This window comes from Chitinophaga sp. (assembly GCF_019236475.1).
Taxonomy (GTDB): Bacteria; Bacteroidota; Bacteroidia; order Chitinophagales; family Chitinophagaceae; genus Chitinophaga.
Window position 1 is genome coordinate 44,917 of the sequence record NZ_JAFAIX010000002.1, and the last position, 19,518, is coordinate 64,434.

A 19,518-nucleotide genomic window follows, 5' to 3' on the forward strand; every position below is an offset into this window, starting at 1 on the left:
TTGTTATGTGATAACAATTCTTTAACTTTCAAAAAGCTGTATAAGAATTACAGCACTGTTCTATCACCAAAACCACTGTTTATGAAGCGACCTATCTTGGTAGCAGCGATGACCCTTGCTGCTGCCATCACCACTTCCGTTCAGGCGCAGGAAAAAACCTCCAAGCCACACTCAAAATTTTACCTCAAAGCCACCGGCGGTTATTTTTTTAGTATCACACCCGGACAATTTCCTAACGTTGGCCCATATCCTCCACAGGATCTGCATACCCAGTATAATCCTGCGAATGCGAATCCCCTGGATACCCTCAGTCGCAAAGTGCTGACAGGTTCCTATGGTCAAGGAGCACGTGGTGGCCTAAGTGTTGGCTACAATATCAATAAGTATATTGCTGTTGAAGCCTCCTTTAACTATTACCAAAGCAGCAAAAATCTCATGACCAACACCCTTACTACAGTGGTAGGCACTAATCAGGTATTGGCACAGGTTACCTCACATGGCCATGTGCATGCATTCGATTTTGCACCAAGTGTTGTATTCAGTCCTGGATATGAGAAAATCAATCCATATGTTCGTTTCGGTGTGGTACTGCCACTCTGGGGCCGACTAGTTATCGAAACAGACGCCTTAAATACATCCACTCCGCCAGCCGGCGCTCCATTACCTCCAGGTACGCTGATTAGAACGGAGATCCACCGCACGGAAGAAGTTAAACCTAATATTACCATTGGTATGCAAGGCGCCCTCGGTGTAGATTTCAACCTGTCTCCCCGCTTCGATGTTTTCGTGGAAGCAGAATACCGCAACGTACCTGTTAAAAGCAAAAGCAAAGAAGTTACTAAATATTCCGAAACCAATACTGCCATCAACGGCGCTACTGGCTCGGTTATTACCGTGGTTAGTTCCCGTAACCTGGATCAGTTAAGTGTGGCAGAGAAAAACACCGATTACGTTACTACATTGGATAAAGGTTCCAATACACCTATTGCACAGCAAGGAACCGTTACGAAATACAAAAATGATAATGCCCCAGCTAATGACCTGAAATCCTACATCAATATTGGTGGTATGGGCTTCAACGCAGGCATCAAATTCAGATTGTAACCCAGTATTGCTAGTAATCAGCGTATTAAAAATATTACTAAATAGTTGCTGAAGAAGCGAAATAACCAAAAGAGGTTGACAAATGCGCCAACCTCTTTTGGTTATTTCGATAATTGAAAATTCGTTTACTCGTTACCGGTAGTAGTTCATCTGATGTTTAGGAATCAGGATGGTGTTAGTATGCACTGGATTTATTCAACAGTGCCAGATCTTCCTGATCTAGTTTCATGGTAACGCCATGGATGAGTTCATGCAACTGCGTTATATTGGTGGCACTTGCAATAGGAGCTGCAATGGCAGGCCGTGTCAATAGCCAGGCTAATGAGATAGCCGCAGGGGTGGTGGTATGTTTTGCTGCGCAGACGTCCAACGCCTCAAGAATGCGAATCCCTCTCGGCGTTAGGTAGGAGAGTGCTTTCTGACCGCGTGCCGCACTTTTTCCCGTGTCTTCCGCATGCCGGTATTTCCCGCTCAAGAAGCCACTAGCCAGCGAATAATAACTAATAACACTGATATTTGATTTCACACAGATGTCTGCATACTGCTGTTCATATTTCTCCCGGTCGTAGAGATTGTATAGCGGCTGAAAGGTTTCATACTTAGGATAACCATGGCTCTCACTAGCACGGAGGCTCGCTAGTAGGCGAGCCAGACTCATATTGGACGCGCCTATAGCACGAATTTTCCCCGATTTAATCAAGGTATCATATGCTTCCAAGGTTTCTTCTACCGGTGTAACTTCATTATCGTAATGCGTTTGGTAGAGATCAATGTAATCTGTTTGTAAGCGTTGAAGAGAATCTTCTACATGTTTAAGAATATATGATTTGGAGACATTCATCCCTTCGCCCATATCCGCACCTACTTTGGTGGCTATAATCACTTTATCCCGGTTCCCGCGATCCTTCAACCATCTCCCCAAAATACTTTCCGATTCCCCGCCCTGGTGGCCGGGAACCCAACGGGAATACACATCTGCGGTGTCTACCAGGTTAAAACCTTTTGCTACAAATTCATCTAATAATCTAAAAGATGTTTTCTCATCCGCTGACCAACCATACACATTACCTCCAAACGCCAATGGCGCTACTTCTAATCCTGAATTTCCTAGTGCTCGCTTTTCCATATGTAACTTGTTTTGAATTATTCTGTCTGTGGTCCACACTAATTTAACTATTTTTGATCTTTATACTACTAGCATTATGATGATCGATATATCACTGGAAACATTCAATTGGCTGACCTCCAATTATGGTAAAATTAATGGCAACTCCTTCCTGGACGCGCGGGAGAATGTCACCCATGAAATATTTCCAGATAAGGTGGTGATTGGATCTAATTTCATTAATTGTGCCACCTATCAGTTGTACTTCACAAACGATACACTGCATGTGACCAAGTATGAGCTGGATAATCCGATGTTACATGAAAGTGCGAAAATGGTACATGGTGATATGACAGACGCTGATCAGCAGGAATTACAGTTGAGATGGAATACCATGGTGCGCGACCTCAAAGCTGCTGAGAAATTGCAGAACTCTGGTAACGCCCGCAATACATTAGCAAAACTCTACTTAGATATCTTCGACGAAGATCAAGCGCTGGAGTTGATAGATGAATTACCTGCCATCATTAAACCAGAACCCGCTGCCGTGTGGGAAGAACTGGCTGTGGCACTGCAGAATAGTGGTAACTTGGTAGAGTTCGAATGGTCTGATCTCACAGATACCGGCATTTACGCGTTGAACGAACTGGAACCTTTGCAACTGGAAGGTATCATTCTAGATGTTCCCTCTGAAGAAGAATACGAAGAAATTATCGCTGCAGATGATTTTGCCAAAGCCTCCTTGGAATTTGTCAACCAGCAGCTCAAAGAACACGACCTCAAAATCGTAGCGGTGGGTACCGCCCTGGATGAGTTTCAAGCATTTACCTGTCTCTCCGTGGCCGACGGCAAGCTAACACATGCACTGGCCCGCTTGTCAGAACTATGTCTTGTCTACCTATACTAGCTTAAAATCACGTTAAATATGATTAGTGATGGTAACCTTCCCGTTGAAATGCAATAAATTAGAGCACCGAAAATTTCAATTAGTGTGAAGGTTGCCAGGCTGATACTCGTATTTATCCTCGCTGCGTTTCTGCTTCCAAATGGAACAGAAAGCGGTTGCACCGCGCCTACAGGCAAACTTCCCAGATTATCTGCTAGTTTTATTTCCATTCTTCATCCGGTTATTGAATCGCATGCAGAAGGTTTTACTTATAAAACTACCGTAAACAGATTTAAGCGCAGGCCCGTTGGTATCAACGATTATAGTTACTTCCCTTGCGCAGTACCTGTTATCTCCCTTAAATACAAATTTATCTATGTGCAGCATACCACTGGGTATCTGCCTGATTCCTATCATAGTGTACACGTTCCCCTCAGAAGCTGGCGAGGCCCACCCATAGCCTAATTTCGTCCCATCTTATTTTATTATTTCATTAGTATTTGATCACGGTATATGAATGTATATAACCTAGTGAGGCATTACTATGTGCTATTGCTATGCGCAGTTGTCACAGGTAAATGCTTCGCGCAAACGCCAGCGGACAGCTTTTCGTTGCACTTGGCTATTTCCCGGACCCTCCAACATTACCCGGATATAAAAGCCAGAGAGGCACAAGTACAGGCCGGCAAAGCAAGTCTGACAGATGTTAAACATAACTGGTATCCCGCACTGAAGCTCCATGAACAGTTGGACCTAGGAACAGATAATAGTATTTATGGTTCCTACTTTACCATGGGAATGATTCCATCTACTTCTGGTGGTATCCGCAACGAGAATAACAGTCAAGCCATGAGTGGAAATATTGCCATGGCCCAAATGCAATGGGAGGTCTATAACTTCGGAGGATACGCTTCCCAGCGTAATGCCGCCCAATCAGATCTTCATGTGCAAGAAACCAGTCTGAATAATACCGCCAATCAATTGACGGCCGGAGTTATTCAAGACTACCTAGAATTACTCCGACTCAGTGAACTGCGAAAAATTCAGGTAGATAATATCCAACGCACAGAAGAAGTACAACGTGCGGTGAATGCTATAGTAAAGCATGGTCTTAAACCTGGCGTGGATAGCGCGGTTGCGGCTGCGGAACTCTCCCGCGCACGATTAAACCTGATTGAGGTAAACACGCTGTATAACCGCCTCAGAATTGAACTCTCCACTTTTACGGGGATGGATACGGCGGTGATTAAAGCGGATGATAGGAATGATCCGCAACTGGAAGGATTGCTCGCTAGTTACCTGCCACAGGAAGATACTGCTGCACATCATCCTTTACTGGAGTACTACCATGCGCAGTACCTGAAACAACAGGCTCAAGAAAATGTTATCCGGAAAAGTACTATGCCGAAGGTAAACCTGATGGCAGCGGGATGGATGCGCGGCTCCAGCGGCCAATACAACGATTACTATAATAATAACCTCTGGAGTGGCGTAGGATACAGTCGCTATAATTACCTGCTGGGGTTAGGGATCACTTACAACCTCACGGATCTGAAACGCACCCGCGAAAAGGTGGCAGTGCAGCATTACAAAGCGGAAGCGGCAGAACAAGATATGGAAAGTACCCGTTTAAAGCTGGTACAGTCCATGCGTCAGGCGCAATCGGATATGGCTATTGCGGAAGAACGGCTACATGAAATTCCTGCTCAGTTGAATGCCGCCAGAGCTGCGGCTACGCAGAAAACAGCTTTATACAAAGCAGGTCTTACCAATATCATCGAGGTAACAAATGCGCTCTTCCTCTTGAACCGTGCAGAAACGGATCTGGTACAAGCCCGCGATGCAGCCTGGAAAGCCTTGTTTAGAGCGGCATATGCAGGAAACACTATTCAAACGTTATTGCAGCATATGCAGTAATAGGGATTTGTTGATTTAAAATAGATTATTATGTCACTAGTATCCTCGGCACTAAAGAAACCAATAGCGGTGGTTGTTATCATGGCGGGAGTCCTGCTGTTTTCTTTTCTGACCATTTTCAGGATTCCCATAGATATATTTCCCAAACTAAACTTACCCACCATCTATGTAATTGAGTCCTACGGCGGGATGTCGCCCAAACAAATGGAAGGCTTCTTTGCCACCCGTTTGCAGGACCAGTTTCTGTATGTGAATGGAATAAAGAATATCTCTAGTAAGAATATCCAGGGTCTAACCCTGCTAAAATTGACCTTCTACGAAAATACAGATATGGCGGAAGCCTCTGCACAAGTGGCTTTGCAAGTAAACCGTGCGATGAACTTCTTCCCGCCGGGGGCACAACCGCCACAGGTGGTACGTTTCGACGCATCCTCATTGCCGGTCGGCGAACTGGTATTAAGCAGTCCAACCAGGAATCTGAAAGAACTGGCGGACCTCGCTGCTACCCGTATCCGACCTATGTTTGCGACCGTACCCGGACTTTCAGCGCCGCCACCATTTGGGGCCAATACCCGTTCTGTGGTGATCAATGTGGACCCGCAAAAACTCCGCAGTTTCAATCTCTCTGCCGATCAGGTGGTGGAAGCCATCGCGAAAAATAACGTGATGACGCCCTCTGGGAATATTCGTATCAACAATACGATGTATGTGACCACCATCAACTCCCTGGAGAAAGAGGTTACACAATTTGGCGAAATCCCCATCACCAGTAATGGCGCTAGTAACATCTTCATTAAAGACGTGGCGAATGTAGCGGATGGCGCGGATGTGACGGTAGATTACGCATTGGTAAACGGAAAGCGCTCAGTATACATTCCAGTGGTGAAAACGGCAGACGCCAGTACCTGGGATGTAGTAAAAACACTGAAGCAGCGCATTCCGGAAATGCAAAGCTTGTTGCCGGACGATGTACATATCAGTTATGAATTTGACCAGTCCGTATTTGTGATTAACGCGGTGAAAAGCTTAATGACAGAGGGTATCTTGGGTGCACTATTAACAGGCCTCATGGTACTGCTCTTCCTCAAAGACCTGCGTAGTTGCCTCGTGGTGGTTATCACAATCCCTATTGCGATCCTTACGGCGGTAATGTTCCTCCAGCTCAGTGGACAAACCATCAACATCATGACCTTGAGCGGACTCGCCCTGGCCATTGGTATCCTGGTGGATCAGGCCACGGTAACGATAGAGAATATACACCAGCACTTAGAAATGGGGAAACCCAAACGGAGGGCTATTTATGATGCCTGCGAAGAAATTTCCTTCCCCTTGGTGCTGATATTACTTTGTATCCTCGCGGTATTCGCACCTTCCTTTATCATGACCGGTGTGCCACGTGCTATGTTTTTGCCACTGGCATTAAGCATAGGCTTTGCGATGATTGCTTCTTTTTTTGCTGCGCAGACGCTGGTCCCTGTGGTCAGCAACTGGTGGCTCAAAGCAGAGAAGTATCAACACGCGCCCGCAGGACTGGCGTTGGACCACGAGGAAGTGGTAGAAATAAATACACAATTGCATCACGATGATGTGCATGAAAAAGAACTGAAAGGCTTCGACCGTTTCAAACACGGTTTCATTCAGTTACTGGAACGCATGGCGCCTAAATCAAAATTGATCGTAACGGTTTACCTGATTGGGGCCATCGCCTTAGCCGCTGGATGCTATACTTATATTGGTAAAGACCTCATGCCGCATATAAACGGTAGTCAATTTCAGCTCCGTCTCCGCGAACCGGATGGTACCCGTTTGGAAAGAACAGAAGCCCGTGTGCACCAGGTGTTGGATATGATCGACAGTGTGACCAATGGCCATGTAATGATTAGTTCTGCCTATGTGGGATTGATTCCAAGTAGTTATGGTACCAGTAACTTGTATGTTTTCAATAGCGGTACCCACGAAGCAGTGCTGCAAGTAAACTTGGATGAAGATTACAAAGTGAATATGGATGACTTGAAGGATGACCTGCGCAACCGCATCGCCACTGCATTTCCGCAGACACGCGTATCTTTCGAACCCATCGACCTGACGGAAAAAATCATGAGTCAGGGTGCCAGCAATCCAATTGAAGTAAGAGTGGCAGGAAAGGATATGAAGGAGATTGCCGGTTATGCGGAGAAGGTGGTGGCCAATATGCAACAGGTGCCATATCTTCGAGATGTACAAATCGCGCAGCCTTTACATTTCCCTGTTATCAGTATATCCATCGATCGATTTAAGCTGGCGCAGATGGGACTCACCATTGGCCAGGCAGCGCGCTCTGTTACTGCATCTACTTCTTCCAGTCGTTTTACAGAAAAGAACCAATGGCTGGATGAAAAGGCCGCTTATACTTATCAAACGCAAGTACAAATTCCTGAATACAGTATGACGGAACTGAACGACCTGAAAGAAATTCCCTTGGTGAAAGGCCAACCCAGACCAGTACTCGGAGATGTTGCCAATTTCTCCATGACGGAAATGCCAGGTGAATTTGACAGGGCTGGTCCTCGTAGGTTCGTTACCGTTAGTGCGAATGTAACAGGCGCGGATCTGGCCACTGCCACTCGTGCCGTACAGCAGGCCATCAAAGATGCCGGCGATCCTCCAAAAGGATTGGTCACTGAAATAAAAGGAGCTTCCAGTTTGCTCACAGAAACATTAGGTAGTTTGCAAAACGGTTTGGCGATTGCAGTAGTGGTGATCTTCTTGCTGCTGGCGGCCAACTATCAATCATTCCGACTGTCCTTGGTGGTATTGGCTACTGTTCCTGCGGTAATTGCAGGTGCGTTAATTGCACTTTTAATTACTGGTGCAACGCTCAATCTGCAATCATATATGGGAATGATTATGTCTACCGGTGTATCCGTGGCCAATGCGATCTTGATCGTAACGAATGCGGAAAAACTGCGACTAGAATATCATGATTCTTTCCGAGCGGCGATTGTCAGTGCAGGCGTGCGACTTCGTCCTATATTAATGACCAGTCTGGCCATGGTGGCAGGAATGATACCAATGGCATCCGGCTTGGGAGAAGCGGGTGACCAAACTGCTCCTTTGGGCCGTGCGGTAATCGGCGGATTGATCGCTTCTACATTTGCGGCCTTACTCATATTGCCACTGGTATATGCTAGAGCGCAACGTAAGTCGAGCTACGCCTCTCCATCGTTGATGCCAGCAGAAAAAATTACAACTCATCACTCACAAAATTCAATGCATGCAACCGTATAAAACAATCCTTTACTTAATGCTGGTAGCTGGAACTGCAGCGATGGCTTCTTGCAACCATTCAGAAGCAAAGCAGAAAGCAAAAATTCCAGTGGCTAAGAAATATGCTTTGGCCACCGTGGTAAAACAGCCACTGGCCACCAGTTTGCAGTTGCCTGGTGTGTTGGAAGCATTTGAAAAGGTGAGCATCTTCCCCAAGGTGAATGGATTTATTAAAACCGTGGCAGTGGACCGTGGTAGTCATGTGCATAAAGGGCAACTCTTGTTACAATTGGAAGCCCCAGAAATTATGGAACAGTATATGGCAGCGCAATCTCGTTACCTGCAAGCAGCGGCATTGTATGCAGCTAGCAAGGATAACTTCGAACGTATGCTGGCCACCAGTGAAACGCCAGGTACTATTGCACCACATGATTTAGAAATGGCACGGGCCAAAATGCTGGCTGATAGTGCGCTGATGAATACAGAAAAATCCAATCTAGCGGCTGCGCAAGTAATGAAAGGCTATCTCATCGTTACAGCTCCTTTTGATGGCGTGATTACAGAGCGTAACATCCATCCGGGCGCCTTAGTAGGGCCCGCTACAAAAGTGGATGATAAACCGATGCTGATGTTGGAACAAGAAGGTAGGTTGAGGTTAGTGCTCCAAGTGCCGGAAATTTTAAGTGCACAGTTGAAAGACGGAGCACAGGTAAGCTTCCAGGTGAATGCCTTGCCAGGTACTAATTTCAAGGGTGCCATCGCTAGGCAGGCAGGTACTTTGAGCGATCGTTATAGATCTGAAGCCGTGGAGATAGATGTCCCTAATACAGATAATACCCTGAAATCTGGGATGTATGCAGAAGTCACTTTACCGGTCGATGGTTCCGCGAAAGCAGTAGTAGTGCCAGGATCGGCGGTAGTGGCATCTACAGAAAGGAAATATGTAGTAGTAGTGAAAGATCATCATGCGAAATGGATAGATGTGCAAGAAGGAAATCATCATAATGATTCTACGGAAGTTTTTGGGAATCTGCATGAAGGCGATCAGGTAATTGCCGTTGCAACAGATGAAATAAAAGAAGGTGCCATTATTGATTAGGACCTGCTTAAAATACCGGCCGTCCCGAAGAATCGGGACGGCTTTTCTGCTAACTGTTCCGTCTATATTGATTTTATAAGTTCCTATTGAAAAAAGGGAACGATAACATCCACCTAGTAATCAATAACGGATTTTACCTGTTGTTAATCGAAAAAAGATATACTGCATCACCAGTGGTGACGAAAAATTTCATGTCAGTAAGTAAAAAGGATTGTCTTTATTCTCAGATCGGGTAGGGGCCGATTTCTTCTAGTCCAACTATGCCTTTATTTATACCTTATTAACAATAGGTAAAATGAAATTGTTTTGTTTAGGAAAAGAAATATCAAAGTTTGAATAGCTCCATGGCTCCAAGAGCAAGCATCTGTACGCCAATTACTGCCAAGATAAGCCCCATCATTTTGGTTATCACCATCATTACATTCGATCCGATAACTTTCACGATTTTATCGCCGGCAATAAAGAGTAGATAAGTAATATAACAGATAAGGGCATAGACAGCCATTACAATGAGCAAATGATATACATCCTTAGCAGCGGAATAGCTCATAGAGGTGGTAATAGTACCCGGACCGGCAAGGAGTGGCATGGCCAATGGGGTGATGGCCGCACTGATACCTTGGTCTGCTTTTACGGGTTGATCGCCCAGTTTGGAATGTTGTTTCTCTTCCGCTTTCCCGCGCACCATTTCATATCCGATCACAAATACCAGGATACCGCCCGTAACACGCAATGCGGCGAGGGTGATACCAAATACATGAAAAATCAATTTACCTGCCACACTGAATACAGCGATAATAAAAAAGGCAATCAGCACGGATTTGGTAGCGATGTTCCGCCGCGAGGGCTTGTCCATATTGGAGGTCAGCTCCAGGAATACCGGGATGGCAGAAATAGGATTCACAATGGCGAGCAATCCCATGAACACAGTTGTAGCAAATGCAAAGTAGTTATCGAATAATTCCCTCATAACAGCAATATATGAAATTTATCACTGATACGGTATAATATTATCCAGGAACAAATTATGCTCGAAGTCGCGGCAACTGCCAGTTGTAGCGTAAACTAACGAGTCGTATTGTCACTATAACGGTAACGGCTACACTCTGAATTAAACCGGGATCTGCGTGGTAACTTGCACCTACTACATAGATGGTTCCTCCAACGATAGAGGCGGCAGCATATATTTCACGGGTGAAAAGAATGGGTTCTTCTCCGCTAATGACATCGCGCAGCAATCCACCAAAAGTACCGGTAATAGTGCCCAGCGCCACACATACGGGCATGGGAAGCCCAGCGGCAATTCCTTTGTTGATACCTGTTACAGTAAATAAGGCTAAACCAATTGCGTCAAAAATGGTCAGCCAGCGATGCAGTCTTTTTACGTAGGAAAAAAAGAGGGCGGCAATGACGGCAGCTATGATGATAGCGCTGTTGCTCAGTTCATCTGTCATCCAGGCCACAGGGGTGGCTCCTATAAGCAAGTCTCGGATGGTACCGCCTCCAATAGCGGTTACAAATGCTAGTGTAAGCAGTCCGATGACATCATAAGATTTGTTGATGGCTGCCGTTGCGCCGGATATGGCAAACGCAAAGGTTCCCAGTAACTCCAATACGTGAATGAAGGTAAGCTGCATTCGGTGATAATAAATTTAGGGGTGCAAGATAATTAATCCTTGACTCCTGAAAGCTATACCGACAACACGCTTATCAATAATCGTAGTCGTACTCACCACGGAGAGTGCGCTCAATCTGATTTTGCAGATCACTGCTGAAACCTTCTACTTCAATTTTAGGATGGTGATCCAGGTTGATACGGAAACGCCCTTTTTCCTTAATTACCAGGTCGTAAATATCCTCCAGTAAGGCATACAGTAATTTCTTGGTGGTTTCTGCCAGTTGCGCCAGAAAGGAATCTTCGAGTTGGTGGAATTCGCGGTTCTTATAAGATAATGTAACTTGAAGCATAACTATTATGGTTTTTCTATTAGGATAAAATTTTCAGAATTACAGGCAGGTATTTTTGATTTGTGTTAACCGGCTGATTCTCATTAACTAATTATTATTTCTTGCATAAAAATAGATAAAATCATATGAATATTTTTGCTTTACACATGACTTTTTATCCACATAATCAAAAATAGCACAGATTTTATTATACCTTTCCAGGTCGTTGCCACTCATAACGCCTTCGGCGGACAAATGTTCGCATGATTTTTATTTTTTTGTTACCATTGCAACTTATTTAAAATCAGATGAAAAGAATTACCCTGTTAATGTTATTCCTGCAGGGAGCGGTACTCCTGTTGCAGGCTCAACCGGGCCCTATGTTTCCATGGAGTACGGATGGCTCCGGTACCTATCAGTTGGTAAATGATGGTATCGCTTATGTTCCTTGCAATGGCGGTGCTCCCACCATCAAAGTGCCTACTAGCCTGATGCGCCCGGGAGGGACCGGTCAGCCGCTGGATGTGAAAAGCTTCGAATTTTATCAACAAGACTCCCGCGTTTTATTATTTACCAATACCCGCAGGGTATGGCGCTATGAAACAAAAGGAGATTACTGGGTACTGGACCTAACCACCAAGAAGCTGCGCCAGTTGGGCAAAGGCCGCCCTGCATCTTCCTTGATGTTTGCAAAAATTTCTCCTGATGGCAAAAATGCGGCGTATGTAAGTGATCATAACATTTATGTGGAAGACCTGGCCACTGGCGCAATTAAAGCCCTTACTACCAATGGCAATCGCCACTTTATCAACGGTACTTTTGATTGGGTATATGAAGAGGAACTGGATTGCCGCGATGGTTTCCGCTGGAGCCCCGATAGCAAAAGCATTGCCTATTGGCAGTTGGATGCTACCAAGACCCGCGACTTCCTCATGATTAATAATACAGACTCCATCTATTCTTTTACCATTCCAGTAGAATATCCAGTTGCAGGCCAAGATCCTTCTGCTTGTAGAGTAGGTGTAGTAAATATACAGACCGCCCGCACGAACTGGATGAATGTGCCCGGAGATGCCCGTCAGCACTATATTCCAAGAATGGAGTGGATTCCAAATTCTAATGAATTCATCATTCAACAAGTCAATAGACGCCAGAATGAAAGTAAGATTATGGTTTGTCGTGCCGACAATGGAGCTACTAGAACAGTATATACAGAGAAAGATGCTACCTGGATTGATACCAAAGGTACTTGGGATGATACTGGCATTAAAGGCTGGGATTTCCTTCCTGACGGTAAGTCCTTCCTGTGGCTAAGTGAAGAAGATGGCTGGCGTCATGTATATCATGTCTCCCTAACTAATAATACCGCAAAACTATTGACACCAGGCAATTACGATGTAATTAAACTCCTGCGTGCAGATGTAGCTACCAATTCGATTTACTTCCTCGCTTCTCCAGAAAACCCAGTACAACAATATTTGTACAAGGTACCGCTGACAGGCGGTCCGGCTGAAAGACTGACTCCTGCGGCATTTAGCGGGACTAACAAGTATGAAATGTCGCCGTACAGCCTTTGGACATACCATTCTTTATCTACTTGGAAATTGTATCGTCCACTGAATGAGTTTATCAATCTGAAAGATACGCCAGTGGTAAGCAAGAAGATGCAGGATGGCATGAAGAACTTTATCAATCCAACAAAGAACCTGGAATATGTACAGGTAACAACAGTAGATGGCGTAAAGATAGATGGATTTATGGTGAAGCCAACAAACTTTGATCCGTCTAAAAAATACCCTATTATCTTCACCGTGTATGGTGGTCCTGCGGCAGCCACTACGCTGGATTCCTGGTATGTAGGCCGGGATCGACTTTACAAAGGTAACATGGCAGATGATGGATATATTTATGTATCGTTTGATAACCGTGGTACGCCTTTGCCAAAAGGAAGAGAGTGGAGAAAAGCGATCTACCAAAAAATTGGTGCGATCGATACTCGCGATCAGGCAATGGCAGCAAAAGCATTGATGGAGAAATATGCTTTCATTGATTCTACGCGTACCCTTATCTGGGGCTGGAGCGGTGGCGGTACCATGACGTTGAACTTGCTTTGCCAATATCCAGGTATTTTCAAATCTGGCGTAGCCATAGCACCTGTTACGAATTTATTGACCTACGATAATATTTACCAGGAGCGTTATACTGGTTTGCCACAAGAAGACATGGATGCCTATAAAAAAGGCTCCCCTGTATCTTATGCGGAACACATGGAAGGCAACCTGCTGATGATTCAAGGTACGGGAGATGATAATGTACACTATCAGAATTCTGAAATGATGCTGAATGCACTCATCAAGTATAATAAGCAGTTTCAATTCATGGCATATCCCAATCGTACACATAGCATTTCAGAAGGAGAAGGAACTGAAGAGCATCTGTCGACGCTGTTTACCAACTTTGTGAAATCGCATTGTGCGCCGGGAGCGAAGTAGATTTTTTATGGCGAAGGAAGAAGTTAATTCTTTACCTTCGCCTCCCTAAAATGAGTGATATGTCTAAAACCAGGATTATTGGTATCATCGCAACGGCAGCAATTATTATCTGTGCTTTTCTGCCTTGGTCAGAAATCAATGATGCACATCTGAAGCACTTGATATTTACCGGTGTGAATACAGAAGGATCCAGTTATGGAGAACCGGGAAAACTGAATATTTTCCTATCAGTATTAGGTTTGGTCATGTTTGCATTGCGTAAAAAATGGACCCTGCGTGTCAATCTGTTTGTATGCGGATTCCTGCTGGCATGGACATTCCGGAATGTCTTGATTTTCTCCCGTTGTGAGGTGGGTATTTGTCCACAGGTGCATATCGCATTATATATTTCTGTAGTGGCTGCACTGGCAGCATTCTTATCTGTGCTGTTTACCAGGGTAGATCAATAAACACTTACCATACTTTCTGCAGGATCCAAGTACCTGCCATTACACCAGCGCCCATTAACCAATAACGTATAACAATTGGTAATGGGCGCTGTGCTGTTAATTTGGCTTTGATAAAGCTGAATATTGTTAATCCCAGGAAAACCAACATCATGCTGGTTTGAGAAGCAGCATTGAAGTTTTCATTAGAGAGATACGGACACACTGACAATGCACCGCCCATCAGAAAAAAGAGTCCTGTAAATATGGAACTTCTGATGGCACGGCCACGACTAAACGTAGTTTCCTTCACCTGTTCTTCCTCCAGTGTACGTTCCCATAAATCCGCATCTTTTTTCATTTCCTCTGCGATATGATCAATGGTTGTTTCACTGATATCCAATCCCTGTAATTTCTTCTTTTCTTCGGGAGTGAGCAGGGGATTGTCATGCTGCAAATCTCCGCGATTGGCGTGGAAAGCACTAAACATTACCAGCAACGTACCAATGATCCAAATGGCCAACTGGAGGTTGTAGAATGTTTGCACTTCCATGGCGAAATGCTGTATGACCTGCGTAGAAAAGAAAAGCAGGAATAACCCATCTGGGAAACCGACTAATAAGTCGGTACTCCATCCGGAGCTTCGGATGGCTTTGTGGCTGTCCGCCATGTATGTAATAATTTTAAATTCCTGATGTCTAGCGGTGGAATGTTGATTCCAGGCTGCGCTGAATGATGCTTACACAATCCAACACCTGGGCTGCATTAATCAGCAGGGGTGGGGCGAAGCGGATTTTATCGCCATGGGTGGGTTTTGCCAGCAAGCCATTTTCTTTTAAGGTGAGGCAGAGGTCCCAGGCCGCTTCAGGGTCATCGTGTTTAACGACGATTGCATTTAGCAAGCCTTTTCCACGGATGGTGGTAATGTAAGGAGATTGGATATCGTGCAAGGCCTTACGCAGCAGTATTCCCATCGCCTCGGCATTTTCCGCCATTTTTTCGGTCTTGAGTACTTCCAGCGCAGTGATGGCCACTTTACAGGCCAGTGGATTACCACCGTAAGTGGAACCGTGTTCTCCTGGTTTGATTGTCAGCATGATATCGTCATCGGCGAGGACAGCGCTCACAGGCAAGGTTCCGCCCGACAAAGCTTTGCCAAGTATCAGGATATCAGGTCTTACATTTTCGTGATCACAAGCCAGCATTTTGCCGGTACGTGCAAGGCCCGTTTGGATTTCATCGGCCATAAACAGCACATGGGCATCTTTACAATACTGGTAAGCCTGTGCAAGATAGCCTTCGTCAGGTACTACCACACCGGCTTCTCCCTGGATAGGTTCTACCAGGAAGCCTGCTACATTTTTATCTTGCAGGGCCTGTTCCAGTGCATTCAGGTTATTGAAAGGAATAATTTCATAACCTGGCATGTAAGGACCAAAATTATTTCTAGCATCCGGATCGGTACTGAAGGAGATCACATTTAAAGTACGTCCGTGGAAATTATGGCCGCAAACGATAATCTTAGCCTTGTTTTCAGGAATACCTTTTACTTGGTATCCCCAACGGCGACACAGCTTCAGGGCAGTTTCTACGGCTTCCACGCCCGTGTTCATCGGCAGGACTTTATCATACCCGAAGTAGCGGGTGATATATTCCGCATATTCTCCTAACAGATCGCTATGAAATGCGCGGGAGGTTAAAGTAAGTTTTTGTGCCTGTTCAATCAGGGTGGCTATAATCGCAGGGTGACAATGCCCTTGGTTTACAGCACTATAGCCCGAGAGGAAATCGTAGTATTGTTTACCGTCAACGTCCCACAGGTATACGCCCTTGCCTCGGTCCAAAACCACAGGTAAAGGGTGATAGTTATGTGCGCCATACTGTTCTTCCAGATCCAGAAAATGTTGCGTTCTTTCCGTAAATGTATTTGTGGGTATCATTCTACAAAATTAAATCAATTAACCTTTCAATCGCTGCACCAGTGCAACGTACTCTTTCATGGCATCTTCCTTGGATTTGCCTTTTTGCTCTTCCCAGGCATTGTGTTTGGCTTTTGCTACAAAATCAAATGGATTGGATGGTCCGTCTCCAGTGGCATCGCCTTCTGTTGCTTGCTTATATAAAGAATATAGCTGCAACAGGATTTCGTTAGATGGCTTTTCAGGGAGAGTTTTACTAGTTGCTACCGCCTGTTCAAATTCCTGTGTAAGTTCCATAGACCCTTATTTTAAGAGATGAATGATCGTTGTTTTACTAAGGTGCAGATAAATTAAACATTCACCAAATAAACCAACTAATTTTAATACCTTTGCGGGCTGAAATGGCCTGATCTGCAATGAGATCATCCATCGTACCAGTAAATCATCATATGAAGAATATTCGCAATTTTTGTATTATTGCCCATATTGACCACGGTAAGAGTACCCTGGCTGACCGTTTGTTGGAGTTTACCAAAACAATTTCAGACCGCGACATGCAAGCGCAGGTACTGGACGACATGGATCTGGAGCGTGAAAAAGGGATTACCATTAAGAGTCACGCTATTCAAATGAACTACACCGCCAAGAACGGTGAAAAATATACTTTTAACCTGATCGATACTCCCGGCCACGTGGACTTCTCTTATGAAGTATCCCGCGCACTGGCTGCTTGTGAAGGCGCCCTTCTCCTGGTAGATGCTGCACAAGGTATCCAAGCACAAACGATTTCCAACCTTTACCTGGCATTGGAAAACGACCTCGAAATCATCCCTGTTATCAATAAAATTGATATGCCAGGCGCAATGATCGAGGAAGTAAAAGACCAAATTATCGAATTGATCGGTGTTAAGGACGAAGATATCCTCCTGGCTTCCGGTAAAACCGGTATTGGTATTGAGGAAATCCTGGAAGCGATTGTTGCCCGTATCCCTGCCCCTGAAGGCAATCCGGAAGCACCGCTGCAGGCCCTGATCTTTGACTCCGTATTTAACTCCTTCCGTGGTATTATCGCTTATTTCCGCATATATAACGGTACACTTAAGAAAGGCGATAAAATCCGCTTTGTCAACACCGGCGAAGAATATGAAGCCGATGAGGTAGGTATCCTCAAACTCGGCCTCGAACCGAAGAACGAGGTGCACACCGGAGACGTAGGTTATATCATCACCGGTATTAAAAATGCCAAAGAAGTAAAAGTAGGGGATACCATCACCCTGGCTAGCAACCCTTGCCTGGATGGCATCAAAGGTTTCCAGGAAGTAAAGCCAATGGTATTTGCTGGTATCTTCCCTGTGGTAACAGAAGATTTCGAAGAGCTGCGTGATTGTATGGATAAACTCCAACTGAATGACGCTTCTCTGACATATGAATTGGAAACTTCTCAGGCACTTGGTTTCGGTTTCCGTTGCGGCTTCCTCGGTATGCTCCACATGGAAATCATCCAGGAAAGACTGGAGCGTGAGTTTAACCAAACAGTAATCACCACAGTTCCAAACGTAGGCTTTATCGCCTATGATACCAAAGAAGAAAAAGCCATCACGGTAAATAACCCGTCAGAAATGCCGGACCCTACCAAGATGTCCAAAATCGAAGAACCTTGGATTCGTGCACAGATCATCACCAAACCAGATTATATCGGTAACATCATGACGCTCTGTCTGGGTAAACGTGGTCTCTTGCTGAACCAAAGCTACCTGACCACTACCCGCGTGGAACTGATGTTTGAACTGCCGTTGACAGAAATCGTGTTCGACTTCTATGATAAGTTAAAAAGCCAAACCCGTGGTTATGCGTCTTTTGACTATACGCCGATTGGCTTCCGTGAAAGCGATATTGTGAAAATGGATATCCTGTTGAACGGTGATAAAGTGGATGCCTTGAGCGCCCTGATTCACCGCAGCCGTGCACAGGATTTCGGTCGCAAACTTTGCGAAAAACTGAAAGAACTGCTGCCACGCCAACAATTCTTGATCGCCATCCAGGCCGCTGTGGGCGCGAAGATCGTTGCCCGTGAAAACATCAGCGCAATGCGTAAAGACGTAACCGCAAAATGTTATGGTGGTGACATCTCCCGTAAACGTAAACTCCTGGAGAAACAGAAAGAAGGTAAAAAACGTATGCGTCAAATCGGAAACGTAGAAGTACCACAGGAAGCATTCCTGGCCGTACTGAAACTGGATGAATAGTAAGAATTACTCTTTAGCCTGTTGTCCCGGCCCACTGGGCAGGGACAACGAAAAGATAAATAAATCGGGAATGATGTCGCAGACGTCATTCCCGATTTCATTTTTAGTCTACCCTGGAGAGACGGGCAGGAGATTGTACCACCGAAGAAATTATATAAATCATAGTAAAGATTGTATAACAGTTCCCCACTGTATCTGAGCGACCTTTGAAAAGTCAATCGGCAGACATCCTAATACGGTAACGCCTATACGTAATCACTAATTTTATATAAATTCAAATCAATATGGAAACGTACAAATTCAAAACAAACATCAATTGCAGTGGCTGTGTAGCAGCAGTTACGCCACATCTGAATAAAGAAGAAGGTATTAGCCACTGGAATGTAGACACCAAAGTGGATGAAAAAATACTAACCGTAGAAGCACATGGCAAGACTGCTGAAGAAGTAGCTGCTGTGGTGGCAAAAGCCGGCTTTGCGGCTGAAAAAATCTAATGTAATCAGGTAAATCAGGTCATTCTGATACATAGAGATAAATTAAACGGGAGTAAGTATATTTGAGTAAAGCAATTTTATGAAGAATATACTGCTCCCATTTTTGTTTGTGTTCATCTCGGTTGCTGTGTTTGCCCAACAGACGCCTCCTCCCGCCCAACAGGTCTTGAAAGAAGCTACAGAACAGGCCTCCAAAGAAAAGAAGCATGTCTTTATTATGTTCCATGCGTCTTGGTGTGGCTGGTGCCATAAAATGGATGATGCCATGAACGATCCAAGTATCCGTCATCTCTTCGATAAAAATTATGTTATCCGCCATATTACAGTACAGGAAAGAGGCGAAAAAGTAGCCAATGAAAACCCTGGGGGGATGGAGCTACTCACACAATACCATGGCGATGATGAAGGTATTCCTTTCTGGCTCATCTTTGGCCCCGATGGTAAGCTCGTGGCGAATAGCCGCATGAAGAACCAAAGTGGTGAACTACATAACATCGGATGCCCCGGCCAACCGGATGAAATTGAATATTTCCTGTCTATTTTGAAAAGTACATCCAATATGACGGCAAGAGATTTGCTGGCCGTAAAAGAAAGATTTAGCAAATTTACTGCTAGGAATTAATACCGTCCTTACCGAA

Annotated in this window: 18 protein-coding genes; 11 read left to right on the top strand and 7 right to left on the bottom strand. The window is 44.9% G+C overall.

Annotated features, from left to right (window positions below):
* Window positions 1-81 precede the first annotated feature (81 nt).
* On the top strand, window positions 82-1,104 hold the full coding sequence (locus tag JO154_RS00605) for an outer membrane beta-barrel protein (RefSeq protein WP_291940964.1): 1,023 nt from the start codon (window positions 82-84) through the stop codon (window positions 1,102-1,104).
* Between the two features lie 175 nt (window positions 1,105-1,279).
* Here the strand turns inward: JO154_RS00605 and JO154_RS00610 are convergent, their stop codons facing one another.
* Window positions 1,280-2,230, bottom strand: a complete 951-nt coding sequence (locus tag JO154_RS00610; RefSeq protein WP_291940965.1) for an aldo/keto reductase — start codon at window positions 2,228-2,230, stop codon at window positions 1,280-1,282.
* Between the two features lie 76 nt (window positions 2,231-2,306).
* Here JO154_RS00610 and JO154_RS00615 point away from each other — a divergent pair, with 76 nt between their 5' ends.
* The 5 genes from JO154_RS00615 to JO154_RS00635 all read left to right on the top strand — a co-directional run bounded on the left by JO154_RS00615 (window position 2,307) and on the right by JO154_RS00635 (window position 9,357).
* Window positions 2,307-3,116 (top strand): hypothetical protein, encoded by an 810-nt coding sequence (locus JO154_RS00615; protein ID WP_291940967.1) that lies wholly within the window; start codon window positions 2,307-2,309, stop codon window positions 3,114-3,116.
* Between the two features lie 84 nt (window positions 3,117-3,200).
* The gene (locus JO154_RS00620) at window positions 3,201-3,560 is read left to right on the top strand and encodes a hypothetical protein (protein ID WP_291940970.1); all 360 of its coding nucleotides are present in this window, start codon (window positions 3,201-3,203) and stop codon (window positions 3,558-3,560) included.
* A 48-nt stretch (window positions 3,561-3,608) separates the two neighbouring features.
* On the top strand, window positions 3,609-5,012 hold the full coding sequence (locus tag JO154_RS00625) for a TolC family protein (RefSeq protein ID WP_291940972.1): 1,404 nt from the start codon (window positions 3,609-3,611) through the stop codon (window positions 5,010-5,012).
* Between the two features lie 30 nt (window positions 5,013-5,042).
* The gene (locus JO154_RS00630) at window positions 5,043-8,279 is read left to right on the top strand and encodes an efflux RND transporter permease subunit (protein ID WP_291940974.1); all 3,237 of its coding nucleotides are present in this window, start codon (window positions 5,043-5,045) and stop codon (window positions 8,277-8,279) included.
* A complete protein-coding gene (locus tag JO154_RS00635) occupies window positions 8,266-9,357 on the top strand; it encodes an efflux RND transporter periplasmic adaptor subunit (protein WP_291940977.1) in 1,092 nt (363 codons plus the stop codon). The genes JO154_RS00630 and JO154_RS00635 overlap by 14 nt, the downstream gene beginning before the upstream one ends.
* Before the next feature lie 325 nt (window positions 9,358-9,682).
* On the opposite strand, the gene JO154_RS00640 is transcribed toward JO154_RS00635, so the two are convergent.
* The 3 genes from JO154_RS00640 to JO154_RS00650 form a co-directional block, all read right to left on the bottom strand.
* The gene (locus tag JO154_RS00640) at window positions 9,683-10,327 is read right to left on the bottom strand and encodes a MarC family protein (RefSeq protein WP_291940978.1); all 645 of its coding nucleotides are present in this window, start codon (window positions 10,325-10,327) and stop codon (window positions 9,683-9,685) included.
* A gap of 55 nt (window positions 10,328-10,382) precedes the next feature.
* Window positions 10,383-10,994, bottom strand: coding sequence for a trimeric intracellular cation channel family protein (locus tag JO154_RS00645; protein ID WP_291940980.1), 612 nt, complete (start codon window positions 10,992-10,994; stop codon window positions 10,383-10,385).
* 73 nt (window positions 10,995-11,067) lie between these two features.
* Window positions 11,068-11,325 (bottom strand): hypothetical protein, encoded by a 258-nt coding sequence (locus tag JO154_RS00650; RefSeq protein WP_291940982.1) that lies wholly within the window; start codon window positions 11,323-11,325, stop codon window positions 11,068-11,070.
* 287 nt (window positions 11,326-11,612) lie between these two features.
* Between JO154_RS00650 and JO154_RS00655 the strand changes: the two genes are divergently transcribed.
* Window positions 11,613-13,796: a DPP IV N-terminal domain-containing protein gene (locus JO154_RS00655; protein ID WP_291940984.1), complete on the top strand. Its 2,184-nt coding sequence runs from the start codon at window positions 11,613-11,615 to the stop codon at window positions 13,794-13,796.
* 59 nt (window positions 13,797-13,855) lie between these two features.
* Window positions 13,856-14,245 carry a hypothetical protein gene (locus tag JO154_RS00660; RefSeq protein ID WP_291940985.1) on the top strand — a complete coding sequence of 130 codons (390 nt, stop codon included), beginning with the start codon at window positions 13,856-13,858 and terminating at the stop codon, window positions 14,243-14,245.
* Between the two features lie 4 nt (window positions 14,246-14,249).
* Here JO154_RS00660 and JO154_RS00665 read toward each other — a convergent pair whose 3' ends face one another.
* Genes JO154_RS00665 through JO154_RS00675 form a run of 3 tightly spaced genes read right to left on the bottom strand, consistent with a single transcriptional unit; the run spans window position 14,250 to window position 16,437 of the window.
* A complete protein-coding gene (locus JO154_RS00665) occupies window positions 14,250-14,891 on the bottom strand; it encodes a VIT1/CCC1 transporter family protein (RefSeq protein WP_291940987.1) in 642 nt (213 codons plus the stop codon).
* Between the two features lie 28 nt (window positions 14,892-14,919).
* Window positions 14,920-16,161 (bottom strand): ornithine--oxo-acid transaminase, encoded by a 1,242-nt coding sequence (rocD, locus tag JO154_RS00670; RefSeq protein WP_291940988.1) that lies wholly within the window; start codon window positions 16,159-16,161, stop codon window positions 14,920-14,922.
* Window positions 16,162-16,179: 18 nt separating this feature from the next.
* A complete protein-coding gene (locus JO154_RS00675) occupies window positions 16,180-16,437 on the bottom strand; it encodes an acyl-CoA-binding protein (RefSeq protein WP_291940990.1) in 258 nt (85 codons plus the stop codon).
* A 152-nt stretch (window positions 16,438-16,589) separates the two neighbouring features.
* Between JO154_RS00675 and lepA the strand changes: the two genes are divergently transcribed.
* The 3 genes from lepA (at window position 16,590) to JO154_RS00690 (ending at window position 19,502) form a co-directional block, all read left to right on the top strand.
* Entirely contained in the window at window positions 16,590-18,386 is a 1,797-nt protein-coding gene (gene lepA / locus JO154_RS00680) for a translation elongation factor 4 (protein ID WP_291940992.1), read from the top strand.
* A 284-nt stretch (window positions 18,387-18,670) separates the two neighbouring features.
* Window positions 18,671-18,880 carry a hypothetical protein gene (locus JO154_RS00685; RefSeq protein WP_291940993.1) on the top strand — a complete coding sequence of 70 codons (210 nt, stop codon included), beginning with the start codon at window positions 18,671-18,673 and terminating at the stop codon, window positions 18,878-18,880.
* A gap of 79 nt (window positions 18,881-18,959) precedes the next feature.
* Entirely contained in the window at window positions 18,960-19,502 is a 543-nt protein-coding gene (locus JO154_RS00690; protein WP_291940994.1) for a thioredoxin family protein, read from the top strand.
* Window positions 19,503-19,518: the final 16 nt, after the last annotated feature.

What these genes read in the sequence shown, in the direction of transcription:
- JO154_RS00605 (WP_291940964.1), top strand. Translation starts at nt 82, where the DNA reads ATGAAGCGACCTATCTTGGTAGCAGCGATGACCCTTGCTGCTGCCATC.
- JO154_RS00610 (WP_291940965.1), bottom strand. Translation starts at nt 2,230, where the DNA reads ATGGAAAAGCGAGCACTAGGAAATTCAGGATTAGAAGTAGCGCCATTG.
- JO154_RS00615 (WP_291940967.1), top strand. Translation starts at nt 2,307, where the DNA reads ATGATGATCGATATATCACTGGAAACATTCAATTGGCTGACCTCCAAT.
- JO154_RS00625 (WP_291940972.1), top strand. Translation starts at nt 3,609, where the DNA reads ATGAATGTATATAACCTAGTGAGGCATTACTATGTGCTATTGCTATGC.
- JO154_RS00630 (WP_291940974.1), top strand. Translation starts at nt 5,043, where the DNA reads ATGTCACTAGTATCCTCGGCACTAAAGAAACCAATAGCGGTGGTTGTT.
- JO154_RS00635 (WP_291940977.1), top strand. Translation starts at nt 8,266, where the DNA reads ATGCAACCGTATAAAACAATCCTTTACTTAATGCTGGTAGCTGGAACT.
- JO154_RS00640 (WP_291940978.1), bottom strand. Translation starts at nt 10,327, where the DNA reads ATGAGGGAATTATTCGATAACTACTTTGCATTTGCTACAACTGTGTTC.
- JO154_RS00645 (WP_291940980.1), bottom strand. Translation starts at nt 10,994, where the DNA reads ATGCAGCTTACCTTCATTCACGTATTGGAGTTACTGGGAACCTTTGCG.
- JO154_RS00650 (WP_291940982.1), bottom strand. Translation starts at nt 11,325, where the DNA reads ATGCTTCAAGTTACATTATCTTATAAGAACCGCGAATTCCACCAACTC.
- JO154_RS00655 (WP_291940984.1), top strand. Translation starts at nt 11,613, where the DNA reads ATGAAAAGAATTACCCTGTTAATGTTATTCCTGCAGGGAGCGGTACTC.
- JO154_RS00660 (WP_291940985.1), top strand. Translation starts at nt 13,856, where the DNA reads ATGTCTAAAACCAGGATTATTGGTATCATCGCAACGGCAGCAATTATT.
- JO154_RS00665 (WP_291940987.1), bottom strand. Translation starts at nt 14,891, where the DNA reads ATGGCGGACAGCCACAAAGCCATCCGAAGCTCCGGATGGAGTACCGAC.
- rocD (WP_291940988.1), bottom strand. Translation starts at nt 16,161, where the DNA reads ATGATACCCACAAATACATTTACGGAAAGAACGCAACATTTTCTGGAT.
- JO154_RS00675 (WP_291940990.1), bottom strand. Translation starts at nt 16,437, where the DNA reads ATGGAACTTACACAGGAATTTGAACAGGCGGTAGCAACTAGTAAAACT.
- lepA (WP_291940992.1), top strand. Translation starts at nt 16,590, where the DNA reads ATGAAGAATATTCGCAATTTTTGTATTATTGCCCATATTGACCACGGT.
- JO154_RS00685 (WP_291940993.1), top strand. Translation starts at nt 18,671, where the DNA reads ATGGAAACGTACAAATTCAAAACAAACATCAATTGCAGTGGCTGTGTA.
- JO154_RS00690 (WP_291940994.1), top strand. Translation starts at nt 18,960, where the DNA reads ATGAAGAATATACTGCTCCCATTTTTGTTTGTGTTCATCTCGGTTGCT.